Below are 25,605 nucleotides of genomic sequence, written 5' to 3'. Positions count from 1 at the left end.
CTTAGAGCTGGCCGCCGACGAAGACCGTGAGGTCGACGAGGCGGTTGGAGTAGCCCCACTCGTTGTCGTACCAGCCGAGGATCTTCACCGAGTTGCCCTCCTGGACCATGGTCAGGGAGGAGTCGAAGGTGCAGGAGGCCGGGTCGCCGACGATGTCCGAGGAGACGATCGGGTCCTCGGTGTACGCCAGGTAGCCCTTGAGGTCGCCGTCCTCGGAGGCCTTCTTGAACGCGGCGTTGACCTCGTCCTTGGTGACCTCGCGCTGGAGGGTCACGACGAGGTCGGTGGCCGAGCCGGTCGGGACCGGGACGCGCATGGCGATGCCGTCCAGCTTGCCCTTGAGCTGCGGGAGGACCAGAGCGGTGGCCTTCGCGGCACCGGTCGTGGTCGGGATGATGTTCTCGGCGGCGGCGCGGGCGCGGCGCAGGTCCGAGTGCGGGAAGTCCAGGATCCGCTGGTCGTTCGTGTACGCGTGGACCGTCGTCATCAGGCCCTTGACGATGCCGAAGTTCTCGTCCAGAACCTTGGCCATCGGCGCCACACAGTTGGTGGTGCAGGAGGCGTTGGAGATGATGTTGTGCTTCGACGCGTCGTACTTGTCCTGGTTGACGCCCATCACGATGGTGATGTCCTCGTCCTTGGCCGGAGCCGAGATGAGGACCTTCTTGGCGCCGCCGGCGATGTGCTTCTCGGCGTCGGCCTTCTTCGTGAAGATGCCCGTCGACTCGATGACGATGTCGACACCGAGGTCGCCCCACGGGATGTCCGAGGGGTTGCGCTCGGACAGGACCTTGATGGTGTGGCCGTCGACGGTGATCGTGTCGGCGGTGTGCGACACCTCGGCCTTGAGTCGGCCCAGGATGGTGTCGTACTTGAGCAGGTGAGCGGTGGTCGCGGTGTCACCCAGGTCGTTGACAGCCACGATCTCGATGTCAGCACCCTGCTCCAGCAGCGCGCGGAAGTAGTTACGACCGATGCGGCCAAAGCCGTTGATGCCTACGCGGATCGTCACGAACCGATCTCCTCGTTAGGTACGCGCCGACGCGGACGTCGGCGAGTTGTATGGGATGTCCCCGACCGCCTACGACCCTACCTCCCTGAGGCGCACGGAGTGACATCGAGTAGGGCCATACACGGCAGGGCGGTCCGTACCCGTCAGTAGGGGTACGGACCACCCGCGCTGTTCACGCGTTTGTCACGCAGAGTCAGCGCCGCAGTGCGGAGAGGGCCTTTCCGATCAGGGCCGCACGGTCGGCCGCCGCGGTGACGTGCTCCAGGCCGAAGCCGAGGAGCACGGTGTCGCGGGTGGTGACCGCCCCGTACGTCTTGAAGAGCTCTCCGGTGCGCGTCCAGTCCCGCAGGACGGCCGGGCTGCCCGGGGGCGGTCCGGCGACGGCCCAGGGGCCGAAGGAGGACTCGAAGCCCTCCGTGGCGGTGGCGGTGCCCGCGACGACGAGGGAGGCGTCGTCGACGAGGAGGCCGTGGCCGCCCGCGCTCGGGTCACTGATGTAGCTGAACGACACCTCGATCGACCGGCCCGCGTACGCGCTCAGGTCGAAGGAGACCTGCTGCCAGCCGCTGGAGGCTCCGGTGAGGCTGTTCCAGGCCCCGCTGGTGCCGGTGGCGGTGCAGCCGGACGCGTCCACGGTGAGGTAGTGCCGGATCCACGGGTGTTCCCGTGCGAGGAATCCGGCCTCGCACTCGGCGGGGACGGTGGCCGAGGTGGCGCCGCCCGCCTCCGGGAGCGTGGTCCAGTCGTCGGCGCCGGTCGTGTGGACCTCGACGATCGCGTGGTCGTAGCCGGGCTCCGTGTCCCACAGGAGCTGGGAGCGCAGCGTCGGCCGGTCGGCCGCGGTCACACCGGTGAGGTCGACGGTGCGGGTGAGGCGCTTGTAGGCGTCGTCGGTGTGGACGGCGGCGGCCATGGAGGAGCCCGCGTAGGGCCCGTACGGGTTGACGGTCCCGGCGAACTGGCCCGCTCCCGCGCTGGAGGCGAACTGCGGGTACTGCGCGGCGGACAGCGAGTCCGAGGTGACGCCGTAGGTACCCGCCGCGTTCAGCGGGTTGCCGGGGGCCTCGCCGAGGGCTCCGGTGGCGCCGGCGAGCCGGCCCGATCCGGTGAAGCCGTTGGCGCCCGGGGTGGACGTGCGGGAGTAGGCGCCCAGGTAGTACTGGCTGAAGTCGTTCGAGAGGGTGCCGCCGCCGAGGTCGACGCTGCCGCCGGCCTGCTCGCCCGCCTCGACCAGCTTGCCGCCCTCGTTGAGGTAGGCGCGGAGCTGGAGCTGGGTGGCGTTGCCGGGACGCGGGGCGCCGGTGTAGTGGACGACGGTGCCGAAGTGGCCGAGGACGCCGAGCGCGTCGGGCGCGCCCTGGGTGGCGACGTCCCAGACGAGCGCCTTCCTGCCGTTGGCCTTCAGCGCGTCGACGTACGTCTGGGCCTGGGTCGCGGTGGCGCCCTCCTCAGCGACGACGAGGACGTCGGCGCGGGGCCGGTCGGCGACGGTGTAGGTGAAGTGCGGGCCGGAGGTGGGCTTGCCGCTCCGGGTCTCGCCGGTGAACCAGACCTCGACCTTGTCGCCGCGGTCGCCGTCCTTGACCTTGGCCCGGTACTCGTCGAAGTAGAGGTTGTCGGCGCCGCCGTACGTCTCCCCGCCCTTCCAGGGCTTGAGCGCCATGTCCTCGGTGCGACCGCCGTTGACGCGGTACTTCAGCTCCTTGTCGCGCACCGACCTGCGGACGACGACGGAGACCTCCTGGTCGGCGCCGCGGGAGTACGACGTGGAGAAGGCGGCGGGGGTGAAGTCGGGCGCGTCGAGGCCGACCGAGGAGGACGGCCGGTCGGGGTGGGCCGCGGTCTCGGCCACGGAGAGCGCGAACGGGACGTTCTTCTCGAACTCCTGCCGGATCAGTTTCTCGTCGTCCGGGAAGGTGAAGACGGAGGCGCAGTCGGCCGCGTTCCAGGCGTCGTCCGGGTCGAGGTCCGACGCGGTCTGGCAGGTCGACATCTCGGGGGTGAACATCGCCGTGCCGTTGACGTTGCCGGCGTGCCCGTCCGCCTCGCCGTTGGTGGTGTACAGCTCCGAGGAGACCTGCGGGTGGTAGCCGGGGATCGCCGAGTTCTCGGGGGTTCCGGCGAGCGCCTTGTAGAGCACGTCGTCCGGGGTCGGCGTCGCCACCTGCCAGCCGACTCCGTAGAGGAGCAGTTCGGCGGCGGAGTGGTAGTTGATGCCGTACGTGAAGCCGACGCGCTTCTCGAAGGCGTCGAGGGCCTTCGTCTCGGGCTCGGAACCGGGGCTCGCGCCGCGGTAGGTCTCGCTGGTGGGGTTCGGGGACGACCCCTCGTCGTCGTAGCCCCACTTGTAGGCGAAGTTGCGGTTGAGGTCGACCCCGTCACCGGTGGCGATGACACCGTCGCCGTTGACGTCCCGCAGGTTCTTGCGCCACTGGCGGGTGTCCTCGTCCTGGAAGGTGTAGTCGTAGCCGTCGGGGTTGGCGGACAGCACGAACCACAGTTCGGTCGAGTCGACGATCTTCCTGACGCGCCGGTCGGTCGCGTAGTTGTCGAGGTAGTAGTGCATCAGCCGCCGGGTCATCTCGGGGGTGATCCACTCGCGCGCGTGCTGGTTGGACATGTACAGAACCGACGGCTTGGCGCCGTCCTTGGTCTTCTTCGCGCCCTTGGTCAGTTTGAGCGCGAGGATGTCCTGGCCCTTGAGGGTCTTGCCGATGGAGACGACCTTGGTGAGGCCGGGGTTGGCCTCACCCGTCCTGATGATCTCCTCCTGGAGGTTGCCCTTCCCGCTGTACGGGCGGAACACCCCCTGCGCGGCGTCGGCGACGCGGTTCTCGGCCTTGGCGGAGAGCGTGTGTTCGGTGAGTTCGACGCCCTGTTTCTCCAGCTTCTCGGCCTGCCGGTCGGTGACGTAGACCTCGACCGTGCTCTTCCCGTTCTTCCAGGTGGCGTCGCCGAGTTCGTGTCCGTCCTGGCCGGCCGCGAGCAGCAGGGGTACCTGCTGCTTCGTGACCTCCGCCCGGAAAACCTTGACGGCGTTCGCGTCGGGCCCGGGCGAACTGCCGTTCTGCGCCTGGGCGATCGGCGCCACGGCCGCACCGCCCAGCAGGAGCGCGCCGGTAGCGAGGATCGCGCTCGCTCTTCGTCTCATGAGCCCCCCTTGCACTGGTCCGCCACAGCAGCGAACAGACGCCAGACTCATGACAGTTCATGGTCAAGTCAAGAGCGCATCAAAAGTGGCCAAACGCCGGCGCCGACGTCCCAAGTGGGCGTCGGCACCGGCGTGTTGAGCTTCCGTCAGGTCATACGGCGAGGTTGTCGGCCATCTCGTCCTCGGAGAGGTTCGACTCGGTCCCGGGGATCCCGAGGTCCTGCGCCCGCTTGTCGGCCATGGCCAGCAGGCGGCGGATCCGGCCCGCGACGGCGTCCTTGGTGAGCGGCGGGTCGGCGAGAGCGCCCAGCTCCTCCAGGGATGCCTGCTTGTGCTCCATGCGCAGCCGTCCGGCGGCGGCGAGGTGCTCCGGCACCTCGTCGGCGAGGATCTCCAGGGCGCGCTGCACGCGGGCCCCCGCGGCGACGGCGGCACGGGCCGAGCGGCGCAGGTTGGCGTCGTCGAAGTTGGCCAGCCGGTTCGCCGTGGCGCGCACCTCGCGGCGCATCCGGCGCTCCTCCCAGGCCAGCACCGACTCGTGTGCGCCGAGGCGGGTCAGCAGGGCTCCGATCGCGTCACCGTCACGGACGACGACGCGGTCCACGCCGCGCACCTCACGGGCCTTCGCCGCGATGGACAGCCGGCGGGCGGCGCCGACCAGCGCGAGCGCGGCCTCCGGGCCCGGGCAGGTCACCTCCAGGGAGGAGGAGCGGCCGGGCTCAGTCAGGGAGCCGTGCGCCAGGAACGCCCCGCGCCAGGCCGCCTCCGCGTCGCAGGTGGCCCCCGAGACCACCTGCGGCGGCAGACCGCGGATAGGACGGCCGCGGCCGTCCACGAGTCCGGTCTGGCGGGCCAGCTGGTCGCCTCCGGCCACGACGCGCACCACGTAGCGCGAGCCGCGGCGCAGCCCGCCGGGCGCCATCACGATCAGTTCGGAGCTGTGGCCGAAGATCTCGAGAATGTCCCGCTTCAGGCGGCGCGCCGCCATGGCGGTGTCCAGCTCCGCCTCGATCACGATCCGGCCGCTCACCAGGTGAAGGCCGCCGGCGAACCGCAGAATGGCGGAGACCTCCGCCTTTCTGCAGCAGGTCCGGGTGACGGGAAGCCGGGAAATCTCATCCTTCACCGCTGCCGTCATCGCCATGGGCCGATCCTTCCATGCATCCGAAAAATACGGTCGTACGCGGCGGCCAACAGCTCCGGGTCGTGCCGCGGAGATCCGTCGGTCCGGGCCACCGGCGCCAGCTCGACCGCGGCGCCGAGCCGCTTGGCGGCGTCGGCGAGAGAGTCGCGGTCGGGCACGGCGGCCTCGTCGGCCAGCACCACGTCCAGGGCGAGTTTAGGGGCGTGTCGTCCCAAAACCTCCAAATGACGCTGCGGGGAGAAGCCTTCGGTTTCTCCGGGTTGCGGCGCGAGGTTCAGGGAGAGTACCCGGCGCGCCTTCGTCTGGATGAGGGCGTCGAGGAGTTCGGGCACCAGCAGGTGCGGGATCACGGAGGAGAACCAGGAGCCCGGGCCGAGGACCACCCAGTCGGCGTCCAGGACGGCGGCGACGGCCTCGGGCACGGCCGGCGGGTCGTGCGGCACGACCTGCACGGACTGGACCTCGCCCGGGGTGAGCGCCACGGTCGCCTGGCCACGGACGGTGTCGACGTCCTCGGGCCGGTCCGGGTCGTGCCCCCTGACCAGGGCCTGGAGCTCCAGGGGCACGGCGGACATGGGCAGCACCCGGCCGTGCGCGCCCAGCAGCCTGCCGACCAGGTCGAGGGCCTGGACATGGTCACCGAGCTGCTCCCACAGGGCCACGATCAGCAGGTTGCCGACCGCGTGTTCGTGCAGGTCGCCCTTGGACTGGAAGCGGTGCTGGATGACGCGGGCCCAGGTCTGGCCCCAGTCGTCGTCACCGCACAGGGCCGCCAGCGCCTTGCGGAGGTCGCCGGGGGGCAGGACGCCCAGCTCGTCGCGCAGGCGCCCGCTGGAGCCGCCGTCGTCGGCCACGGTGACGACGGCGGTGAGGTCGCCGGTGATCCTGCGCAGCGCGGCGAGCGAGGCGGACAGGCCCATGCCGCCGCCGAGGGCGACGACCTTGGGCTGGGCGCCACGGCGGCGCGGCTTGGCGCCGCGCGCCACGACCGGCCGGCCGGCGCGTTCACCGGGGGTCTCCCGGCGCAGCCGGTACAGCCGGGAGACAGCACGTTCGGTCACTCGCGCCCCATGTCCCGATGCACGATGACGGTCTCCACGCCCTGGGAGGCGAGCCGCGCCGCGAGCTTCTCCGAGGTCGCCACGGAGCGGTGCTTGCCGCCGGTGCAGCCGACGGCGATGGTCACGTAGCGCTTGCCCTCGCGCCGGTACCCGGCGGCGATGAGCTGCAGCAGCTCGGTGTACCGGTCGAGGAACTCCTTGGCGCCGGGCTGGTTGAAGACGTACGCCGAGACCTCTTCGTTCAGGCCGGTGAAGGGGCGCAGCTCCGGGACCCAGTGCGGATTGGGCAGGAAGCGCATGTCCACGACCAGGTCGGCGTCGACCGGCAGGCCGTACTTGAAGCCGAAGGACATGACGGTGGCCCGCAGCTCGGGCTCCTCGTCGCCCGCGAACTGGGCGTCCATCTTGGCGCGCAGTTCGTGCACGTTCAGGCTGGAGGTGTCGATGACCAGGTCGGCGTCGCCGCGCAGCTCGCGCAGCAGTTCGCGTTCGGCGGCGATGCCGTCCACGATGCGGCCGTCGCCCTGGAGGGGGTGCGGCCGCCGCACGGACTCGAAGCGGCGCACCAGTGCCTCGTCGGAGGACTCCAGGAAGACGATGCGCCGGGTGACGTGCTTCGACTCCAGGTCGGCGAGGGATTCGCGCAGGTTGTCGAAGAAGCGGCGGCCGCGCACGTCGACGACGACGGCGATCCGGGCGACGTTGCCCTGGGAGCGGGCGCCGAGCTCCACCATGGTGGGGATCAGCGCGGGCGGCAGGTTGTCGACGACGAACCAGCCGAGGTCCTCCAGACATTTGGCGGCGGTGGACCGGCCGGCGCCGGACATGCCGGAGATGATCACCAGCTCGGGGATGACCGCGTCCGGGACCGCGGTCGCGGCCGTCTCGGTGCCCGTACCCACGTGTGCTCCGTCTTCCGGTGGTGCTTCGTGCTCTGTTCGGTCCTCGGCCGGCGCGCCGTGGTCCTCCTGGGTCTGCGCCGGGCGTTCCTCTTCGCGCGCGTCGTTCTCGGTCATGTCTCCTGCCCCCGTCGTTCGTCCGAGGCGCCCGCGGTCACGGGCTCCTCCACGGGGCCCGCCGTCGTCGCGGGCGCCGCGTCTTCGTCGTCTTCCATGATCTCTCCAGTCGCCGTGTTCACGGCGGGTGCGGCCGGAGCCGCCTGGGCGAGGGCCACGGCGATGGTCTCCGCCGTCTTTCGGCCTATGCCGGGAACCTCGCAGATCTGGTCGATCGTCGCGGAACGCAGCTTCTTCACCGAGCCGAAGTGTTTGATCAGTGCCTGTTTGCGCGACTCACCGAGGCCGGGCACGTCGTCCAGGGGGCTGGACCTGAAGCGCTTGGCCCGCTTGGCGCGCTGGTAGGTGATCGCGAAGCGGTGGGCCTCGTCCCGGACCCGCTGGAGGAGGTACAGGCCCTCGCTGCTGCGCGGCAGGACCACCGGGTCGTCGTCGTCCGGCAGCCACACCTCCTCCAGGCGCTTGGCCAGTCCGCAGACGGCGATGTCGTCGATGCCGAGTTCGTCGAGGGCCCTCTTGGCGGCGGCGACCTGGGGCCGGCCGCCGTCCACGACGACGAGCTGCGGCGGGTAGGCGAAGCGCTTGGGGCGGCCGTCGTCCTCGGTGAAGGTGATCTCGGGGACCTCGCCCGCGGGCGTCCCGGCGGCGTCGGTACCGGGCTCGGAGCCCGCGGCGACGGAGGACGGGGTCCCGGCGGAGATGTCCTCGCCGTCCGTCCACTCCCCCGTCTTCTCCTTCTCGACGAGGTAGCGCCGGAAGCGCCGGGTGATCACCTCGTGCATCGACCGGACGTCGTCCTGACCGGCGAAGCCCTTGATCTGGAAGCGCCGGTACTCGCTCTTGCGCTGGAGGCCGTCCTCGAAGACGACCATGGACGCCACCACGTCGTCGCCCTGGAGGTGCGAGATGTCGTAGCACTCGATCCGCAGGGGCGCGCTGTCCAGGTCGAGCGCCTCGGCGATCTCCTCCAGGGCCCGCGAGCGGGTGGTGAGGTCGGAGGCGCGCTTGGTCTTGTGCAGGGCGAGGGCCTGGAGCGCGTTGCGCTGCACGGTCTCCATGAGGGCCTTCTTGTCGCCGCGCTGCGGGATACGGAGCGACACGTTCGAACCCCGGCGCGCGGTGAGCCACTCCTGGACCGGTTCCACCGGATCGGGCAGGGCCGGGACGAGCACCTCCTTGGGGACGGAGTCGCCGGTTTCCTCGCCGTAGAGCTGCTGGGTCGCGTGTTCGACGAGGTCACCGGTGGTGACGGCCTCGACCTTGTCCGTGACCCAGCCGCGCTGGCCGCGTACACGTCCGCCGCGTACGTGGAAGATCTGCACGGCGGCTTCCAGCTCGTCCTCGGCGACGGCGATGAGGTCCGCGTCGGTCGCGTCGGCGAGCACCACCGCGCTCTTCTCCATGGCCTTCTTCAGGGCCTCGATGTCGTCGCGCAGCCGGGCCGCGCGCTCGTACTCCATCTCCTCGGCGGCCTCCGCCATCTGCTGTTCCTGGCGGCGGATGTACGTCCCGGTGCGGCCGGCCATGAAGTCGCAGAACTCCTCGGCCAGCGCGCGGTGTTCCTCGGGCGAGACCCGTCCGACACAGGGGGCCGAGCACTTGCCGATGTAGCCGAGGAGGCAGGGGCGTCCGGTGCGGGCGGCGTTCTTGAAGACGCCGGCGGAGCAGGTGCGGACCGGGAAGACGCGCAGCAGCAGGTCCACGGTGTCGCGGATGGCCCACGCATGCCCGTAGGGGCCGAAGTAGCGCACGCCCTTCTTCTTGTGGCCGCGCATCACCTGCACGCGCGGGAACTCCTCGTTCATCGTCACCGCGAGGTAGGGGTAGCTCTTGTCGTCGCGGTACTTGACGTTGAACCGGGGGTCGTACTCCTTGATCCAGGAGTACTCCAGCTGGAGGGCCTCGACCTCCGTGGACACGACCGTCCACTCCACGGACGCCGCGGTGGTGACCATGGTGCGGGTGCGTGGGTGCAGGTTCGCCAGGTCCTGGAAGTAGCTCGCGAGGCGCTGGCGCAGGCTTTTCGCCTTTCCGACGTAGATCACCCGGCGGTGCTCGTCGCGGAATTTGTACACCCCGGGAGTGTCCGGGATCTGTCCCGGCTTGGGGCGGTAGCTGGAGGGGTCGGCCATGTCACACACCCTACTGGCGTGCACCGACAGCGCGGCGGGCTCCCGGCCTGCGGCACCGTGCGGGGGTGCGGTTCCCGGGCGCCGCCCACCCTCCCGGGGTGGCCGCGGACCCGTCAGCCGCGACGACGACGCAGGGCCCGCGAGACGCTCAGGAAGAGCGCGACGAGCGCTCCCGCTCCGGCCGCCGCCGACGCCACCACGACGAAGGGGTCGGTCCGCTCGGTCCGCCCGCTTCGGCCCCCGCGCGGGCTCGGGCCCCCGGTCCTTGCATCCCGCCTCGGTCCGTCGCCTGCCACGTGCCGCCCGAGGCCGGTCCTGTCGGCGGTGCCTCCGGCCGACTCGCCCGGGCCCGAGTGACCGTAGGCACGTCCCGCGTACGCCGGCGCGTCGCGGCGGACGTCCGCGCGCTCCTCCGCGTGGGCCACCGGGGCGGCGCCGACGGCGGCCAGCATCGCGGCGAGGACGGCGAGTCGTCGTACGGAGCGCATCGCGTTGCTCCCGCTGGGGTCGAGGGGGAAGGAGCGCCTACGGGGGCCGAGGTCGGCCATGTTGAGCATCAGGTGTTGTCGGGACTTGGTCAACACGCTTCAATGCGGGGGAACTTGGGGCGTGAACGGCGCAACCCGCGTGTGAACGGTCCCCGCGCGCCCGCCAGGCGGCCCGACCGTCGCACGAACGGCCTGGTCAGCCGTAGTGAACATTCACAGAAAGGCCCCTGCATGCGGCACGGCACACAGCACGCGGACGTCGGCACGGCGGAACTGGACACGGCCCTGCGCGGTGGCCCGTTCCATATCGCGCTGCGTGCCGCGATCGCCGCCCGCGGACTGCCGCTGCAACGCGTCCAGCACCATCTGTCGCGCTACGGGGTCAAGGTCGGAGTGACGAGCCTCAGTTACTGGCAGCAGGGCGCCCGGCGCCCGCAGCGCCCCGAGTCGCTGCGTGCCGTCCGCGCCTTGGAGGAGATACTCCAGCTCCCCGACGAGTCCCTGATACGCCTGCTCGCCAAGGCCGAGGAGCGCGCCGACCCGGAGCGTCCCACCGGCCGCTCCTACCGTTCCCTGGTGGAGGCGTCCGGCGTCCTGGAGCGGCTGCTCGCCGAGCTGGAGTCGCCTCTCGACGGCGGTCTGCACACCATCGGCCATCACGAACGGGTCCGCATCGGCGCCCGCCGTGAACTGCTCGGCCGGGAGTCGCAGCACATCGTGCGCGCCCACAAGGACGGCGTCGACCGCTATGTGGCCGTCCACCACGGCGACCCGGGATGCGCCCCGGAGAGCACGGCGGTCCGCGCCCTGGAGAACTGCCGCACCGGCCGGGTGCGCTGGCACCACGACACGGGGATCCTCGTGGCCGAACTCCTCTTCGACATGCGCCTCCGAGCAGGCGATACGTTTCTCTTCCGCTACGGCTTCGAGGACGGCACAGCCGGAGTGTCCAGCGAGTACGTCCGCGGGTTCGGCTTCGCCGGCGGCCAGTACGCGCTCCAGGTGCACTTCGCCGAGGACGCGCTTCCTGTGCGCTGCCATCGCTTCACCCAGCACTCCGCGGCCGCGCCGCGCAGCGGCCGTCAGGAGCTGACGCTGAGCGGCCGCCATCACTCGGTGCACCTGGTCGAGCCGCGCGTACGGTCGGGGATCGTGGGGATCGGGTGGGACTGGGAGTGAGCGTTCGCGCGCTCGGGCGTTAGCCGCGGGGCGTGAGCTGCCCGGGGCGTGAGCCGCGGCACGGGCCCCTGGACGGCGGCTCGCAGGACCCGCCCACCGTGCTGGCCTCCGGACCGGCGCTCAGGCCTCCGGACCGGCGACGATCTTGCCGTTCTTCGCCTCCACGGACAGCGGGTTGAGCGGCTCGGTGGCCGGCGCCCGCAGCACCTTGCCCGTCCGCGCGTCGAACTCGCTTCCGTGGCACGGGCAGACGAGTGTCGTGCCGTCCAGCTTGTTGATGGCGCACCCGGCGTGCGTGCAGATCGAGCTGAACGCCTTGAGCGAACCGTCCTCGGCACGGCTGACCACGACCTTCTGGTCCTGGTACAGCTCGGCACCGCCCTTGGCGACCTCGCTCTCCGCGCCCAGCACGACCGGGGCGGTCGGTGTCGCGGGGGCTCCCCCACCGCCGCCCCCGGAGCACGCGGCGAGGCCGAGTCCGGCGACCGGAGTCAGCGCCGCTCCCCTCAGGACGGTGCGACGGCTCGCGGACGGGCGGCCCGGCATGGCATCTCCCCTGGTCTGGGCGGTTCTTCGGTGACTGCGCGGAGGCTCCGCCCGGTGTGACACGGGCGGCCGCAGGGCGACGATACCGGTACAGATCGTTCCGCCGGACGCCGGGTGACCCCGGTAGGGACGCACCCGCGCAACGGCTCGCTCCCGGGCCGGGGCGTGCACACGCACCCTCCGCGTAAGCGTTTACGTGTGCCGTCGGATGGGATACCTTCGCGGGCGGACGGCAGGCTCCGTACGCCCCCGCGCCCCTTGGGTCGCGAGCAGAACGGCACCCCGTCGGCACGGGGACGACGACGTCCCCGGAGCGAGCCACCAGGGTCCCGGGGAGGGAGCGCCATGGCGACGATGGTCGACGTGGCCCGGCGTGCGGGCGTGTCCATCGCGACGGTGTCGCACGTCCTGAACGACACCCGCCCGGTGCTGCCGCAGACGCGCCAGGCCGTCCTCGACGCGATCGACGAACTGGGCTACACGCCCAACGGTCTGGCCCGTTCGCTCGTCACCTCGCGCACCCGGTCCATCGGGCTCGCCGTCTCGGCGATCAGCAACCCGTACTTCACGGAGATCCTGCAGGGCGTGGAGGCCCGTGCCCTGGAGGCTGGCTACAGCCTGCTCATCGCCGACCCGCACGACGACCCGGAACACGAGCGGAAGATCGTCCAGCTGCTGCACGAACGGCGCGTGGACGGCATGATCATCGCCCCTTCGGCGACCCCGGACGCGTTGCTGCGCTATCTCGGGCAGCACGCCGTACCCACCGTGTTCCTGGACCGGCTGGTGCGCTCCCCCGCCGGGAGCGACTTCCGCCACGACCAGGTGGGGACCGAGAACACCGCGCCGATGACCACCCTCGTCACCCACCTCGCGGGCCGGGGGCACCGGCACATCGGGCTCGTCGCCGGGCTGCCGGGCCTCAGCACCACGTCCGAGCGGATGGCGGGGTACCGGCACGGCCTCGCGCACGCCGGACTCCCCTTCGACGAACGGCTCGTCGTCCACGGCGAGTCCCGGGCCGACACGGCCGAGCACGCCACCCACCGGCTGCTGTCCCTCACCGCGCGGCCGACCGCCCTCGTCACCGCCAACAACGCGATGACCATCGGGGCGCTGCGGGCGTTGCGGGAACGGGGCCTGTCCGTGCCGAAGGACCTGGCGCTCTGCTGTTTCGACGACTTCTCCTGGGCGGATCTGTTCACCCCCCGGCTCACCGCGATCGCCCAGCCCAGCAAGGAGATCGGCGCCCGCGCCGTCCAGTTGCTGCTGGAGCGGCTGGCGGAGCCGGGCCGTGAGAGCCGCACCGTGCGGCTGCCCGCCGCCTTCGTCCACCGCACCTCGTGCGGCTGTCCCGACAGCTCCACGCTCCCCGCAGGCCATGAGGCCCCCAGGAAAGGAACCGAGTCGTGATCGTCGTCGCCGGTGAGGCCCTGATCGATCTGGTGCCGCAGGGCGCGGGCGCCCTGGCGGGTCTGCTGCCGCGCCTCGGCGGCGGCCCCTACAACACGGCCGTGGCGCTCGGCCGCCTCGGCTCCCCCACCGCCTTCTGCTCCCGCGTCTCGCGCGACGCGTTCGGCGAGGCGCTCCTGGACGGGCTGACCGGAGCGGGCGTCGACGTGTCGAGCGTGCAGCGCGGCGCCGAACCGACGACGCTGGCCGCCGCCACGGTCGGGCCGGACGGCTCGGCCGCCTACTCCTTCTACGTCGAGGGCACGGCGGACCGGCTCTTCTCCGCCCCCGCCGCGCTCCCCGACGCCACCCGGGCCGTGTCCTTCGGCACCTGTTCCCTCGTGCTGGAACCGGGCGCGAGCGCCTACGAGGAGCTGATGCGCAAGGCCGCCGCACAGGGCGTGTTCACCGCGCTCGACCCGAACATCCGCGCCGGTCTGATCCCTGATCCGGACGCCTACCGTGCCCGGTTCCTGAGCTGGCTGCCGTCGGTGTCCCTGCTGAAGCTGTCCGAGGAGGACGCGGCCTGGCTCGGCGGCACGCCCCAGGAGTGGCTGGCCGCGGGGCCGGCGGCCGTGGTGGTCACCCGGGGCGGCGAGGGTCTCACCGCCTTCACCCGGGACGGCTCGGTGCACTCCGTGCCCGGCGAGGCGGTGGACGTCGTGGACACCATCGGCGCCGGTGACACGGTGAACGCGGCGCTGCTGCACGGCCTGGCGGCCCGGGACGCCCTGTCCCCGGTGGCGGCGGCAGAGCTGGGCCCGCGGGGCTGGACCGACCTCCTGCGCTTCGCGGCCCGTGCGGCGGCGATCACCTGCTCGCGCGCCGGGGCGGAACCGCCGTACGCCGCCGAAATAGGCGGTCCCTGACACCGGGCGGCACCTGTCCGTCCGGTCCGGCACGAGAAGGCGGCGCCCCGCGGAGGGATCCGCGGGGCGCCGCCTTCGACGAGTCGCCGTCCGCCCGGCCGGGCGTCCGATCAGGCCTTGCGTGCCCGCGTGGTCTTCTTCGCGGGTGCCGCCTTCTTGGCCGCCGTCGACTTCGCGGCGGTCTTCTTGGCGGCGGCCTTGGTGGCCGTGCCGGTGACGGTCTTCGTGGCCGTCTTCTTGGCGGGCGCCTTGGCCGCGACGGTCCTCTTGGCGGCCGCCTTGCGCGGCGCCTTCACCGGGGCGGCGTCGCTGATCCGGTCCGCGCCGAGGACCTCGCGCAGGAACTTGCCGGTGTGGCTGGCCGGGACGCTCGCGACCTCCTCGGGTGTGCCCTCGGCGATCACGAGACCACCGCCGTTGCCTCCCTCGGGGCCCATGTCGATGACCCAGTCCGCGGTCTTGATGACATCGAGGTTGTGCTCGATGACGACGACCGTGTTGCCCTTGTCGACCAGGCCGGACAGCACCGTGATGAGCTTGCTGATGTCCTCGAAGTGCAGACCGGTGGTCGGCTCGTCGAGCACGTACACGGTGCGGCCGGTGGAGCGCTTCTGGAGCTCGCTGGCGAGCTTGACGCGCTGGGCCTCACCGCCGGACAGGGTCGGCGCGGACTGGCCGAGCCTGACGTATCCGAGGCCGACGTCGTTCAGCGTCCTCAGGTGGCGGGCGATCGCCGGGACCGCCTCGAAGAAGTCGAGCGCCTCCTCGATCGGCATGTCCAGCACCTCGGCGATGGACTTGCCCTTGTAGTGGACCTCCAGGGTCTCCCGGTTGTAGCGCGCCCCGTGGCAGACCTCGCAGGGGACGTACACGTCGGGCAGGAAGTTCATCTCGATCTTGATGGTGCCGTCGCCGGAGCAGTTCTCGCAGCGGCCGCCCTTGACGTTGAAGGAGAAGCGGCCGGGCAGATAGCCCCGCACCTTCGCCTCGGTCGTCTCGGCGAACAGCCGGCGGACGTGGTCGAAGACGCCGGTGTACGTCGCCGGGTTCGAGCGCGGGGTGCGGCCGATCGGCGACTGGTCGACGTGCACGACCTTGTCGACGAGGTCGTCGCCCGCCACGCGCGTGTGGCGGCCCGGCACGTTCCTCGCGCCGTTCAGCTCGCGGGCCAGGTGCGTGTACAGGATGTCGTTGACCAGGGTCGACTTGCCGGAGCCCGACACACCGGTGACGGCCGTCAGGACGCCCAGCGGGAACGACACGTCGATGTCCCGGAGGTTGTTCTCCCGGGCGCCGTGGACCGTGAGCCTGCGGCTCGGGTCGGTGGGGCGGCGCACGTCGGGGGTCGGGATCTCCCTCTTCCGCGAGAGGTACTGCCCGGTCACCGACTCGGTGTTGGCGAGCAGTTCCTTCAAGGGACCGCTGTGCACGACCTTGCCACCGTGCTCACCCGCGCCGGGGCCGATGTCGACGACCCAGTCGGCGACCTTGATGGTGTCCTCGTCGTGCTCGACGACGATGAGGGTGTTGCCCATGTCGCGGAGGCGGACGAGGGTCTCGATCAGCCGGTGGTTGTCCCGCTGGTGCAGGCCGATGGACGGCTCGTCGAGGACGTAGAGGACGCCGACGAGTCCGGAGCCGATCTGGGTGGCCAGCCGGATGCGCTGGGCCTCGCCGCCGGAGAGGGTGCCCGCCGCGCGGTTCAGCGACAGGTAGTCGAGGCCGACGTCGACCAGGAAGCGCAGTCTTTCGTTGACCTCCTTCAGGACGCGCTCGGCGATCTTCTTGTCGCGGGCGTTGAGCTTCATCCGGCCCAGGAAGTCCGCGCAGTCGCTGATCGACATGGCGGCGACCTCGGCGATCGACTTCTCCATGACGGTCACCGCGAGGACGAGCGGCTTCAGGCGCGTGCCCTGGCAGGTGGGGCAGGGCACCTCGCGCATGTAGCCCTCGAAGCGCTCGCGGCTGGCGTCGCTCTCGGACTCGCTGTGGCGCCGCTTGACGAAGGGGACGGCCCCTTCGAAGGGCGTGGTGTACACGCGCTCGCGGCCGTACCGGTTGCGGTAGCGGACCTCGATCTGCGTCTTGTGGCCGTAGAGCAGGGCCTTCTTGGCGCGCTGCGGCAGGCCCGCGAAGGGGATGTCGGTGCGGAATCCCAGCGCGTCCGCGAGGGCGCCGATCAGCCGGCCGAAGTAGTCCTTGGTGTGCCCGTGCGACCAGGCGTGGATGGCGCCCTCGTCGAGGGACTTCTCCTCGTCCGGGACGATCAGCTCGGGGTCGACCTCCATGCGCGTGCCGATGCCGGTGCAGTCCGGGCAGGCGCCGAAGGGCGAGTTGAAGGAGAAGGAGCGGGGCTCCAGCTCCTCGAAGGACAGGTCGTCGTACGTGCAGTACAGGTGCTCCGAGTACATGCGCTCGCGGTCGGGGTCGTCCTCGGGGAGGTCGACGAAGTCGAGCACCACCATGCCGCCGGACAGGCCGAGCGCGGTCTCCACGGAGTCGGTGAGCCGGCGCTTGGCGGAGTCCTTCACCGTGAGGCGGTCGATGACCACCTCGATGGTGTGCTTCTCCTGCTTCTTCAGCGTGGGCGGCTCGGTCAGCTGGATGGTCTCGCCGTCGACCCGGGCACGGCTGTACCCCTTGGTCTGGAGATCGGCGAAGAGGTCGACGAACTCGCCCTTGCGCTCGCGGACCAGCGGCGACAGCACCTGGAAACGGCTGCCCTCGGGCAGCTCCAGCACCTTGTCGACGATGGCCTGCGGGGACTGCCGGGAGATGGGACGGCCGCACTCGGGGCAGTGCGGCTTGCCGATGCGGGCGAAGAGCAGCCGCAGGTAGTCGTAGACCTCGGTGATGGTGCCGACCGTCGAGCGCGGGTTGCGCGAGGTCGACTTCTGGTCGATGGAGACCGCCGGGGAGAGGCCTTCGATGAAGTCCACGTCCGGCTTGTCCATCTGGCCGAGGAACTGCCGTGCGTACGAGGAGAGGGACTCCACGTAACGCCGCTGGCCCTCGGCGAAGATCGTGTCGAAGGCGAGGGAGGACTTGCCCGACCCCGACAGGCCCGTGAAGACGATGAGCGAGTCGCGCGGGAGGTCGAGCGAGACATTCTTCAGGTTGTGCTCGCGCGCTCCACGGACGATGAGACGGTCGGCCACGCCGGTCCGCACCTTTCTTGAGAGTGGTGACAGGGGCCGCGGGCCCCCGTCTTTCCCAGACTAGGGCGAGCCACTGACAGCGCCGGTTGCTTTCGATGGTTCACAACAATCCCGGACCGTCCAGCATGCCCGACGCCGCCCACGAGCGTATAGCACGTGCATTCGATTTACGGGGGCGGCCGACCACCTTCACCCGAACGTGTGGCGGGACTAGGGTCGGCCCCATGATGGATCATGTGCGCGACCTGGCATCTGTACGTGCCGCGACGGACCGGCTGCTCACCGCAGCCGCCGGACTGGACAACGCCTCTGTGACGGAACCGTCACGGCTTCCGGGCTGGAGCCGTGGTCACGTGCTCGCCCACGTCGCCCGCAACGCGGACGCCCTCGTGAACGTCCTGGAGGGCCGCCCCATGTACGCCTCCGCGACCGCGCGGGACGCGGACATCGAGCGGGACGCCCCGCGCCCCCTCGACGCACAGCTCGCCGACGTCCGCGAGAGCGCGGTCCGCTTCCAGGAGACGGGGGCCGCGCCCGCCGACTGGTCGCGCACGGTGGAACTGCGCAACGGCGTCACCGACGCCGCGGCCCGGGTGCCGTTCCGGCGGTGGGTCGAGGCCGAGCTGCACCACGTGGACCTCGGGACCGGGTACGAGCTCGAGGACCTGCCGGAGGAGTTCACGGTCAGGGAGATCGACTTCCTCGCGGAACGGTTCGCCGGCCACCCGGACGTGCCGTCGACCGGTCTCTCCTCGGACGACGGCGGCACGTGGACCACGGGCGGAGGCGCCGCGGGCGGCCCCGTCGCGGTCCGGGGCACGGCGGCCGACCTGCTCGGCTGGCTCTGCGGACGCCGCGACGGCTCGGCGCTGACCGTCGACGGCGGGCCCCTGCCGGCCCTGCCCCCGCTATAGGCTGCCGCCATGACGTACAGCGGAGCGGTGAAGGTCGGCGGCCCTGCCGACGTGCACGAGCTGCAGAACCTGATGATCTCCAAGGTCGCGGTCGGCCCGATGAACAACAACGCCTATCTGCTGCGCTGCCGGGCCACCGACGAACAGCTCCTGATCGACGCGGCGAGCGACGCCTCGACCCTGCTCACCCTGATCGGCGACGACGGCATCACCTCCGTCGTGACCACCCATCAGCACGGCGACCACTGGCAGGCGCTGGCGGAGGTCGTGGCGGCCACCGGGGCGCGGACGTACGCGGGCCGGGAGGACGCCGACGGCATCCCCGTACCGACCGACGTCCTCCTGGAGGACGGCGACACCGTCCTCGTGGGGAACGTGCGCCTCACCGCGCGCCACCTGGTCGGCCACACACCGGGCTCGGTCGCCCTCGTCTACGACGACCCGCACGGTCACCCCCACGTCTTCACGGGCGACTGCCTCTTCCCCGGCGGGGTGGGCAACACCCACAAGGACCCGAAGGCGTTCGCGAGTCTCCTGCACGACGTCCAGACGAGGATCTTCGACGTACTGCCGGACGAGACCTGGGTCTACCCGGGCCACGGCAACGACACCTCGCTGGGCACCGAGCGCCCCCACCTGCCGGAGTGGCGCGCACGGGGCTGGTGAAACCGGGCGCGTGCCCCCGCCCCCGCCTCGGCGCGGGGGCGGGCCCGCGCGAAGTGTTGACGCGATCGCAACACCCGTTCCCACCATGCGGACATTTACCGTTGCGACCTCGACAGACGGCACGGTTCGCTGTCACTCTCCCGCCATGCATCTCGCTCAACGCGCCCTGACCCGCGCCGCGTCCGCCGGCACCGTCGCCCTGCTCGCCCTCGCCGTGGGCTGCGCGCCGCAGCCGGAGGAGAAGGCGTCCGGCAAGGCCTCCGGGAGCAGCGGCGCGTCCTGCGCCAAGGGCTCGCTGAGCACGCGGACCGCCGGCAAGCTCACCGTCGCGACCGACGAGCCCGCGTACGAACCGTGGTTCAAGGACGACAAGCCCGCCAATGGCAAGGGCTTCGAGTCGGCGGTCGCGTACGCCGTGGCCAAGCAGCTCGGTTACGCGGACGGCGACGTCGTCTGGCAGAGCGTGCCCTTCAACAAGGCGTTCGCGCCCGGCCGGAAGAGCTTCGACTTCGACATCAACCAGGTGTCGATCAGCGACGAACGCAAGAAGGCCGTGGACTTCTCGTCCGGCTACTACGACGTACGGCAGGCCGTCATCGCGCTGAAGGGCTCCAAGGCCGCGAAGGCGACGGGGCTCGCGGACCTCAAGGGCCTCAAGCTCGGCGCGCAGGTCGGCACCACGAGCCTGGACTACATCGACGACGTGGTGAAGCCCACCGGGTCTCCCGCGGCGTACGCGAAGAACGACCAGGCCAAGTCCGCCCTGAAGAACGGCCAGGTCGACGCGATCGTCACCGACCTGCCGACCGCCTTCTACATCACCGCCGCCGAAGTGACCGACGCGAAGATCGTCGGCCAGTTCGAGAACCAGGGCGGCACACCCGAGCAGTTCGGGCTCGTCCTCGACAAGGGCAGCGCGCTGACCAGCTGCGTGACCAGGGCCGTGGACGCCCTGCGCGCGGACGGCACCCTCGCGAAGATCGAGAAGCAGTGGCTGTCCGAGGCCGTCGACGCCCCGGTGCTCAAGTGACCGCAGTGAAGGAGGAGTCGGGAGGGGACGCCGCCGAGGGCGACATGCCCGGCGACGCCGATCCGTACGTCCCGTCGCCGCGGCGGATCGAGCGCGAGCGGCACCGGCGTGCCCAGGCCCGCCGTTCGGCCGCCGTCGCCGCGCTGTCCACGCTCGTCGTCGCCGTGGTGCTGTACTTCGTCGTCGTCGGCGCGCCGGGCTGGCCGCGCACCAAGGAGACGTTCTTCGACGCGTCCTTCGCGCGGGAGGCCTTCCCGAAGGTCCTCGAAGGCCTGTGGCTGAACCTCCGGCTGTTCGTCGTGTGCGGGGCCTTGGTGCTGGTGCTGGGCACCCTCATAGCCGTGGCGCGCACCCTGCGTGGCCCGATGTACTGGCCGCTGCGCGCCCTCGCCACGGCCTACACCGACTTCTTCCGTGGCCTGCCGCTGATCATCTGCCTGTCGATCGTCGTGTTCGGCGTCCCCGCCCTCCAGTTGCAGGGGGTCACCGACGACCCGGTCCTGCTCGGCGGCGCGGGCCTGGTGCTGACGTACGCGGCGTACGTAGCCGAGGTCGTCCGCGCCGGCATCGAGTCCGTACACCCCTCGCAACGGGCCGCGGCCCGCTCCCTGGGCCTGACGAACCGGCAGACGCTGCGCCATGTGGTGCTGCCACAGGCGGTACGGCGCCAGGTCCCGCCGCTCCTCAACGACATGGTGTCCCTGCAGAAGGACACCAGCCTCGTCTCCATCGGCGGCGCGGTCGAGGCGATGCGCTCGGCGGACATCATCGTGGGCCGGAGCCTCAACTACACGGCGTACATCGTCGCCGCGCTCCTCTTCGTGGCCCTGACCATCCCCATGACGCGCTTCACCGACTGGGTCACCGCCCGTATGGACCGGCGCCGCGGCCAGGGAGGCATCGTATGAGCACGGCACCCGGCCCCGGCGGTCCGATGCTGCGGATGGAGTCCGTCCGCAAGACGTTCGGCGACGCGGTCGTCCTGCGGGACGTCGACCTGGAGGTCGCCCCGCACACCGTGACCACGCTGATCGGGGCCTCCGGCTCCGGCAAGTCCACGCTGCTGCGCTGCGCCAACCTCCTGGAGGAGGTCGACGACGGGGCGATCTGGCTGGACGGCGAGGAGATCACCGACCCGCGCGCCGACCAGGACGCGGTGCGCCGCCGGATCGGCGTGGTCTTCCAGGCGTACAACCTCTTTCCGCACATGACCGTCCTGGAGAACATCACCCTCGCCCCGCGCCGGGTGCACGGCACGGGACGGGCCGCGGCGGAGGCACACGCGCGTGAACTGCTCGAACGGCTCGGGCTCGGTGCCAAGGCGGGCGAGTATCCGGACCGGCTGAGCGGCGGCCAGCAGCAACGGGCGGCGATCGTCCGCGCGTTGGCCGTACGCCCCAAGCTGCTGCTCCTCGACGAGATCACCGCCGCCCTCGACCCCGAACTCGTCGGCGAGGTCCTGGGCGTCGTCCGGGACCTCAAGGAGGACGGCATGACCATGGTCCTCGCCACGCACGAGATGGGCTTCGCCCGTGAGGTGGCGGACCAGGTGTGCTTCCTGGACGGCGGGGTGATCCTGGAACGCGGCACGCCCGAAGAGGTCTTCGGCGACCCCCGCGAGGAGCGCACCCGGCGCTTCCTCAAGCGGATCGTGGACGCTGGGCGGCTGTGAGGCTCAGGCGGCGGCCAGTCCGGCACCGGCCAGTGCCGCCACACGCTCCACGGCGAACGCGTACCCCTGCACGCCGCAGCCCGCGATGACCCCGTCGGCCCGCAGCGAGACGTACGAGTGGTGCCGGAACTCCTCGCGCTGGTGGATGTTGGAGATGTGGACCTCGACCACGGGCAGTCCGTCGCAGGTGTTCAGCGCGTCCAGGATGGCGACGGAGGTGTGCGAGTAGGCGGCCGGGTTGATCACGATCCCCGCGTGGTTCAGGCGGGCCTCCTGGATCCAGTCGACCAGTTCGCCCTCGTGGTTGGACTGCCGGAAGTCCACCGTGCCCCCGTGCGCCGACGCCGCCTCGGCGCACAGCGCCTCCACGTCCGCGAGCGTGTCGTGGCCGTAGATCTCCGGCTGGCGCTGCCCGAGGAGGTTCAGGTTGGGCCCGTTGAGAATCATGATCGGGGCGTTGGCGAGGGTGCGGGGCACGGTTCCTCCGGTCCTTCGGGTCGGCCGGCCCGTCGAGGACCGCTGCTCGCACCCGGTTTATCACGGTGCCCCGGACGGGTGACCGCTCGTACCATCTCGCCATGATCCCGCCCGTGTACCCGCCCAAGCCCGTGCCCGGCGACCGGATCGCCGTCCTCTCGCCGTCCAGCGGCCTGCCGGAACTCCTCCCCCTGCCGTACGAGCTGGGCCTGGAGCGGCTGCGCGGGACGTTCGGGCTGGAACCGGTCGAGTACCCGACGACCCGGAAGATGGGCTCCTCGGCGCGGGAACGGGCCGACGACCTCCACGCGGCGTTCGCCGATCCGACGGTCGGGGCGATCGTCGCGTCCATCGGGGGTTCCGACCAGATCACCGTGCTGCCGCTGCTGGACCGGGAGTTGATCCGCGCGAACCCCAAGCCGTTCTTCGGCTGCAGCGACAACACCGACGTCCTCGCCCATCTGTGGAACGCGGGAATCGTCGGATACCACGGCGCCACGGTGATGTGCGAGTTCGGCCGGCCCGGTGCCATGGACCCGCTGACCGCCGAGTCCGTGCGGGCCGCCCTGTTAACGTCCGGGCCCTACGAGCTGCGGCCCGCCGACCGGTTCCGCGAGGTCGACCTGCCCTGGGACGATCCGGAGAGTTTCGCCCGCGAGCCGCTGACGCAGCCGGGGCGGGCTGGACATGGGTGCGTCCGGACCGGGTGGTCGAGGGCCGCTCCTGGGGCGGCAACCTGGAGATCCTGTCCTGGCTGCTCATGGCCGACCGCGAGATCCCCCGCGACCTCTCCGTGTACGACGGTCAGGTGCTGTTCCTGGAGACCTCGGAGGACATGCCCCGCGCCGACGACGTCCACTGGATCTTGCGCAGCATGGGCGAACGAGGCCTGCTGGGACGCTTCCCGGCCCTGCTCATGGGGCGCCCGAAGGCCTGGTCGTTCGATCGGCCGCTCGCCGCCGCGGACCGGGCCCGCTATGTGCGCGACCAGCGGGAAGCTGTCCTCCGCGCGGTCGACCGCTACGCCCCGGACATGATGGTCGTGTTCGACGTGGACCTCGGACACACCGATCCGCAGGTCGTCATCCCGTACGGCGGGACGGTCCGCGTCGACGGTCCGGCCCGGCGCATCACCGTCACCTACTGACCCGCGCCCGCGCTCCCGCACGCCCCCGTAACCCGCCGTCACTGTGGGTAGTTGACGCGGCATGCGCGACGTACGCTCCGTAAGGGCCCCTTCCATGCTGCGACTCGCGGCCGCCTCCCTCGCCGGGACGGCCATCGAGTTCTACGACTTCTTCGTCTACGGGACGGCCGCGGCCCTGGTGCTCGGGCCACTGTTCTTCCCGACGTTCTCGCCGCTGGCGGGGACGCTGGCGGCCTTCGGGACGTTCGCCGTCGGGTTCGTCTCCCGGCCGCTGGGTTCGATGCTCTTCGGGCACATCGGAGACCGGCGCGGGCGACGGCCCGTCCTGGTCGCCTCCCTGCTGCTGACGGGGGCCGCGACCGTCGCGGTCGGGTGTGTCCCGGCGTACGACAGGATCGGCGTGGCGGCCCCGGTTCTGCTGCTCGTCCTGCGGTTCCTTCAAGGACTCGGGCTCGGTGGTGAGTGGGGCGGGGCCGTGCTGCTGACGGCCGAGCACGCACCGGCGGGGCGGCGCGGACTGTGGTCGAGCTTCCCGCAGATCGGGCCGTCGGTCGGGTTCCTGCTCGCCAACGGCGTGATGCTGCTGCTGTCCGCGACGCTGTCCGACGCGCAGTTCGCGGCCTGGGGCTGGCGGGTGCCGTTCTGGGCCGCCGGGGTCCTCGCCCTGGCCGGGCTGTGGCTGCGCTCCTCGCTCACGGAGAGCCCGCGGTTCCTGGAGGTGGGGGACCACGCGCGCGTGCCGCTCGTCGAGGTGGCACGCGACCACTGGCGGCTCGTCCTGCTGACGGCCGGCGGTCTCGCCGTCGGCTACGCCGTGTTCTACACGGTGACGACCTGGGCGCTCGCGTACGGCGTCGACCGGCTCGGGGTGAGCCGGACGGTCATGCTGACCTGCGTCATGGCCGCCGTGGTGGTGCAGGGAGCCCTGACACCGCTGGTGGCCGTGCTGGGCGACCGGTACGGGCGACGGCCGCTGTGCCTGGCGGGCTGCGCGGGTGCCGCACTGTGGATGTTCCCGATGATCGGGCTGCTGTCGACCGGCGAGCCCCTGCTGATGTTCTTCGGATTCCTGGTGGCGCTCATGGCGTTCGTCGCGGTGTTCGCGGTGATCGCCGCGTACCTGCCGGAACTGTACGAACCCCGGGTGCGGTGCACGGGCGCGGCCGTCGGCTACAACCTGGGCGGCGTCCTCGGGGGCGCGCTCACCCCGGTCGTGGCGACGGCGGTGGCGAGCGGAGAGCGCGTGCCGTGGGGGGTCGCCGGCTATCTGACGGCGGTCGCGCTGCTGAGCCTCGGCTGTTTCGCCCTGCTGCCGGAGACCCGGCCGGTGCCACGCCTGAGGGTCGTGCGTGCCACCGAGTGAGAACAGGTCAGGGGTTGACCGCGAGTTCCAGATAGGCGGCGAAGATCACCAGATGGACCCCTCCCTGGAGGGGGGTGGCCCGTCCGGGAACGACGGTCAGCGAACTCACCACCACGGTCAGCGTCAGCAGCACCATCTCGGTGGGACCGAGGCCGAGGACGAGCGGGCCCGAGAGCCAGACCGACGCGAGGGCGACGGCCGGGATGGTCAGGCCGATGCTGGCCATGGCGGAGCCGAGGGCGAGGTTCAGGCTCGTCTGCACCCGGTCCCGGCGGGCGGCCCGCAGGGCGGCGATCGTCTCGGGGAGCAGCACGAGCAGCGCGATGATCACACCGACCACGGAGTGCGGCATACCGGCCGCCTCGACCCCGGACTCGATGGTGGGTGACACGCCCTTGGCGAGACCGACCACACCGACGAGCGCGAGTCCGAGCAGCCCCAGGCTGATCCGGGTCGTACGGGCGGACGGGGCGTCGGCGTGGTCGTCCGCGTCGATGACCTGCCCCTGCCGGGTGATCGGCAGGAAGTAGTCGCGGTGCCGGACGGTCTGGGTCGCCACGAAGAGGCCGTAGAGGACCAGGGAGGCGACCGCGGCGAAGGTGAGCTGGGCTGTCGAGAACTCGGGACCGGGCTTGCTGGTGGTGAAGGTCGGGAACACGAGGCTGAGCGTGGCCAGTGTGGCGACGGTCGCGAGGGCCGCTCCGGTGCCCTCCGCGTTGAAGACGGCCAGTCCGTGGCGGAGTGAGGCGACGAGCAGGCACACGCCGACGATGCCGTTGCACGTGATCATCACGGCGGCGAACACCGTGTCGCGGGCCAGTGTCGAGCTCTTGTCCCCGCCGTCCGCCATCAGGGTCACGATGAGGGCGACTTCGATGATCGTGACCGCGACGGCGAGGACGAGCGATCCGAAGGGTTCGCCCACCCGGTGCGCGATCACCTCGGCGTGGTGGACCGCGGCGAGCACGGCGCCGGCGAGGACCAACGTCACCAGGGCCACGACCGCGGCGGGCAGGTCGCGCCCCCACGTGAAGGCCAGCAGCACCACCGCGACGACGGGCACCACGGCGGTCCACTGCGTGAGAAGTGACCGGAGCCGAACGATCATGCCGTGATCGTCCCAGTCGG

General features: G+C 71.2%; 20 protein-coding genes and 1 pseudogene. 10 read left to right on the top strand and 11 right to left on the bottom strand.

Translation table 11 applies throughout. The features are described from left to right. Position 1: 1 nt before the first annotated feature. The 7 genes from gap to ABZT74_RS24820 form a co-directional block, all read right to left on the bottom strand. Entirely contained in the window at positions 2–1,012 is a 1,011-nt protein-coding gene (gap, locus tag ABZT74_RS24850) for a type I glyceraldehyde-3-phosphate dehydrogenase (RefSeq protein WP_164375492.1), read from the bottom strand. 193 nt (positions 1,013–1,205) lie between these two features. After that, the gene (locus tag ABZT74_RS24845; RefSeq protein WP_356438203.1) at positions 1,206–4,163 is read right to left on the bottom strand and encodes a M14 family zinc carboxypeptidase; all 2,958 of its coding nucleotides are present in this window, start codon (positions 4,161–4,163) and stop codon (positions 1,206–1,208) included. 151 nt (positions 4,164–4,314) lie between these two features. Continuing rightward, a complete protein-coding gene (gene whiA, locus ABZT74_RS24840) occupies positions 4,315–5,307 on the bottom strand; it encodes a DNA-binding protein WhiA (protein ID WP_355869699.1) in 993 nt (330 codons plus the stop codon). Continuing rightward, positions 5,298–6,368 carry a uridine diphosphate-N-acetylglucosamine-binding protein YvcK gene (gene yvcK / locus ABZT74_RS24835; protein ID WP_081223787.1) on the bottom strand — a complete coding sequence of 357 codons (1,071 nt, stop codon included), beginning with the start codon at positions 6,366–6,368 and terminating at the stop codon, positions 5,298–5,300. The genes whiA and yvcK overlap by 10 nt, the downstream gene beginning before the upstream one ends. Further along, positions 6,365–7,384 carry an RNase adapter RapZ gene (gene rapZ, locus ABZT74_RS24830; protein WP_356176716.1) on the bottom strand — a complete coding sequence of 340 codons (1,020 nt, stop codon included), beginning with the start codon at positions 7,382–7,384 and terminating at the stop codon, positions 6,365–6,367. The genes yvcK and rapZ overlap by 4 nt, the downstream gene beginning before the upstream one ends. Beyond that, entirely contained in the window at positions 7,381–9,516 is a 2,136-nt protein-coding gene (gene uvrC / locus ABZT74_RS24825; RefSeq protein WP_356176714.1) for an excinuclease ABC subunit UvrC, read from the bottom strand. The genes rapZ and uvrC overlap by 4 nt, the downstream gene beginning before the upstream one ends. Positions 9,517–9,629: 113 nt before the next feature. Continuing rightward, positions 9,630–10,100, bottom strand: a complete 471-nt coding sequence (locus ABZT74_RS24820; protein WP_356438200.1) for a hypothetical protein — start codon at positions 10,098–10,100, stop codon at positions 9,630–9,632. Between the two features lie 135 nt (positions 10,101–10,235). Between ABZT74_RS24820 and ABZT74_RS24815 the strand changes: the two genes are divergently transcribed. Next, positions 10,236–11,183, top strand: coding sequence for a hypothetical protein (locus ABZT74_RS24815; protein ID WP_355869712.1), 948 nt, complete (start codon positions 10,236–10,238; stop codon positions 11,181–11,183). 120 nt (positions 11,184–11,303) lie between these two features. On the opposite strand, the gene ABZT74_RS24810 is transcribed toward ABZT74_RS24815, so the two are convergent. After that, on the bottom strand, positions 11,304–11,729 hold the full coding sequence (locus ABZT74_RS24810) for a Rieske (2Fe-2S) protein (protein ID WP_355869715.1): 426 nt from the start codon (positions 11,727–11,729) through the stop codon (positions 11,304–11,306). Positions 11,730–12,074: 345 nt separating this feature from the next. On the opposite strand from ABZT74_RS24810, the gene ABZT74_RS24805 reads away from it, so the two are divergent. Next, positions 12,075–13,142 (top strand): LacI family DNA-binding transcriptional regulator, encoded by a 1,068-nt coding sequence (locus ABZT74_RS24805; protein ID WP_356438197.1) that lies wholly within the window; start codon positions 12,075–12,077, stop codon positions 13,140–13,142. Then, a complete protein-coding gene (locus tag ABZT74_RS24800) occupies positions 13,139–14,050 on the top strand; it encodes a carbohydrate kinase (protein WP_356438194.1) in 912 nt (303 codons plus the stop codon). The genes ABZT74_RS24805 and ABZT74_RS24800 overlap by 4 nt, the downstream gene beginning before the upstream one ends. Before the next feature lie 110 nt (positions 14,051–14,160). Here ABZT74_RS24800 and uvrA read toward each other — a convergent pair whose 3' ends face one another. Next, positions 14,161–17,208, bottom strand: coding sequence for an excinuclease ABC subunit UvrA (gene uvrA / locus ABZT74_RS24795; protein ID WP_355869724.1), 3,048 nt, complete (start codon positions 17,206–17,208; stop codon positions 14,161–14,163). A gap of 224 nt (positions 17,209–17,432) precedes the next feature. On the opposite strand from uvrA, the gene ABZT74_RS24790 reads away from it, so the two are divergent. From ABZT74_RS24790 to ABZT74_RS24770, 5 genes are all read left to right on the top strand, one after another. Next, positions 17,433–18,122 carry a maleylpyruvate isomerase family mycothiol-dependent enzyme gene (locus ABZT74_RS24790; protein ID WP_356438191.1) on the top strand — a complete coding sequence of 230 codons (690 nt, stop codon included), beginning with the start codon at positions 17,433–17,435 and terminating at the stop codon, positions 18,120–18,122. 9 nt (positions 18,123–18,131) lie between these two features. After that, the gene (locus ABZT74_RS24785; RefSeq protein WP_356438188.1) at positions 18,132–18,788 is read left to right on the top strand and encodes an MBL fold metallo-hydrolase; all 657 of its coding nucleotides are present in this window, start codon (positions 18,132–18,134) and stop codon (positions 18,786–18,788) included. A 145-nt stretch (positions 18,789–18,933) separates the two neighbouring features. Further along, positions 18,934–19,818, top strand: a complete 885-nt coding sequence (locus tag ABZT74_RS24780; protein ID WP_356438185.1) for an ABC transporter substrate-binding protein — start codon at positions 18,934–18,936, stop codon at positions 19,816–19,818. Continuing rightward, complete coding sequence (locus ABZT74_RS24775; RefSeq protein ID WP_356438182.1) at positions 19,815–20,726, top strand: amino acid ABC transporter permease; 912 nt, start codon at positions 19,815–19,817, stop codon at positions 20,724–20,726. Before ABZT74_RS24780 ends, ABZT74_RS24775 begins: the two co-directional genes overlap by 4 nt. Next, positions 20,723–21,490, top strand: coding sequence for an amino acid ABC transporter ATP-binding protein (locus ABZT74_RS24770; protein ID WP_356438178.1), 768 nt, complete (start codon positions 20,723–20,725; stop codon positions 21,488–21,490). The genes ABZT74_RS24775 and ABZT74_RS24770 overlap by 4 nt, the downstream gene beginning before the upstream one ends. Positions 21,491–21,493: 3 nt before the next feature. On the opposite strand, the gene aroQ is transcribed toward ABZT74_RS24770, so the two are convergent. After that, positions 21,494–21,967: a type II 3-dehydroquinate dehydratase gene (aroQ, locus tag ABZT74_RS24765; RefSeq protein ID WP_356438175.1), complete on the bottom strand. Its 474-nt coding sequence runs from the start codon at positions 21,965–21,967 to the stop codon at positions 21,494–21,496. A gap of 101 nt (positions 21,968–22,068) precedes the next feature. Between aroQ and ABZT74_RS24760 the strand changes: the two are divergent. Beyond that, a pseudogene (locus tag ABZT74_RS24760) lies at positions 22,069–23,114 on the top strand (S66 peptidase family protein). Positions 23,115–23,208: 94 nt separating this feature from the next. Continuing rightward, a complete protein-coding gene (locus tag ABZT74_RS24755; RefSeq protein ID WP_356176690.1) occupies positions 23,209–24,477 on the top strand; it encodes an MFS transporter in 1,269 nt (422 codons plus the stop codon). 7 nt (positions 24,478–24,484) lie between these two features. Here the strand turns inward: ABZT74_RS24755 and ABZT74_RS24750 are convergent, their stop codons facing one another. Further along, entirely contained in the window at positions 24,485–25,585 is a 1,101-nt protein-coding gene (locus ABZT74_RS24750; protein WP_355869751.1) for an ionic transporter y4hA, read from the bottom strand. Between the last annotated feature and the right edge of the window lie 20 nt (positions 25,586–25,605).

The sequence above is a fragment of the Streptomyces sp. NPDC005302 genome, assembly GCF_040607345.1.
Classification (GTDB): Bacteria; Actinomycetota; Actinomycetes; order Streptomycetales; family Streptomycetaceae; genus Streptomyces.
The sequence above is the reverse complement of the archived record's forward strand: the minus strand, read 5'-3'. Positions and strand labels throughout refer to the sequence as shown.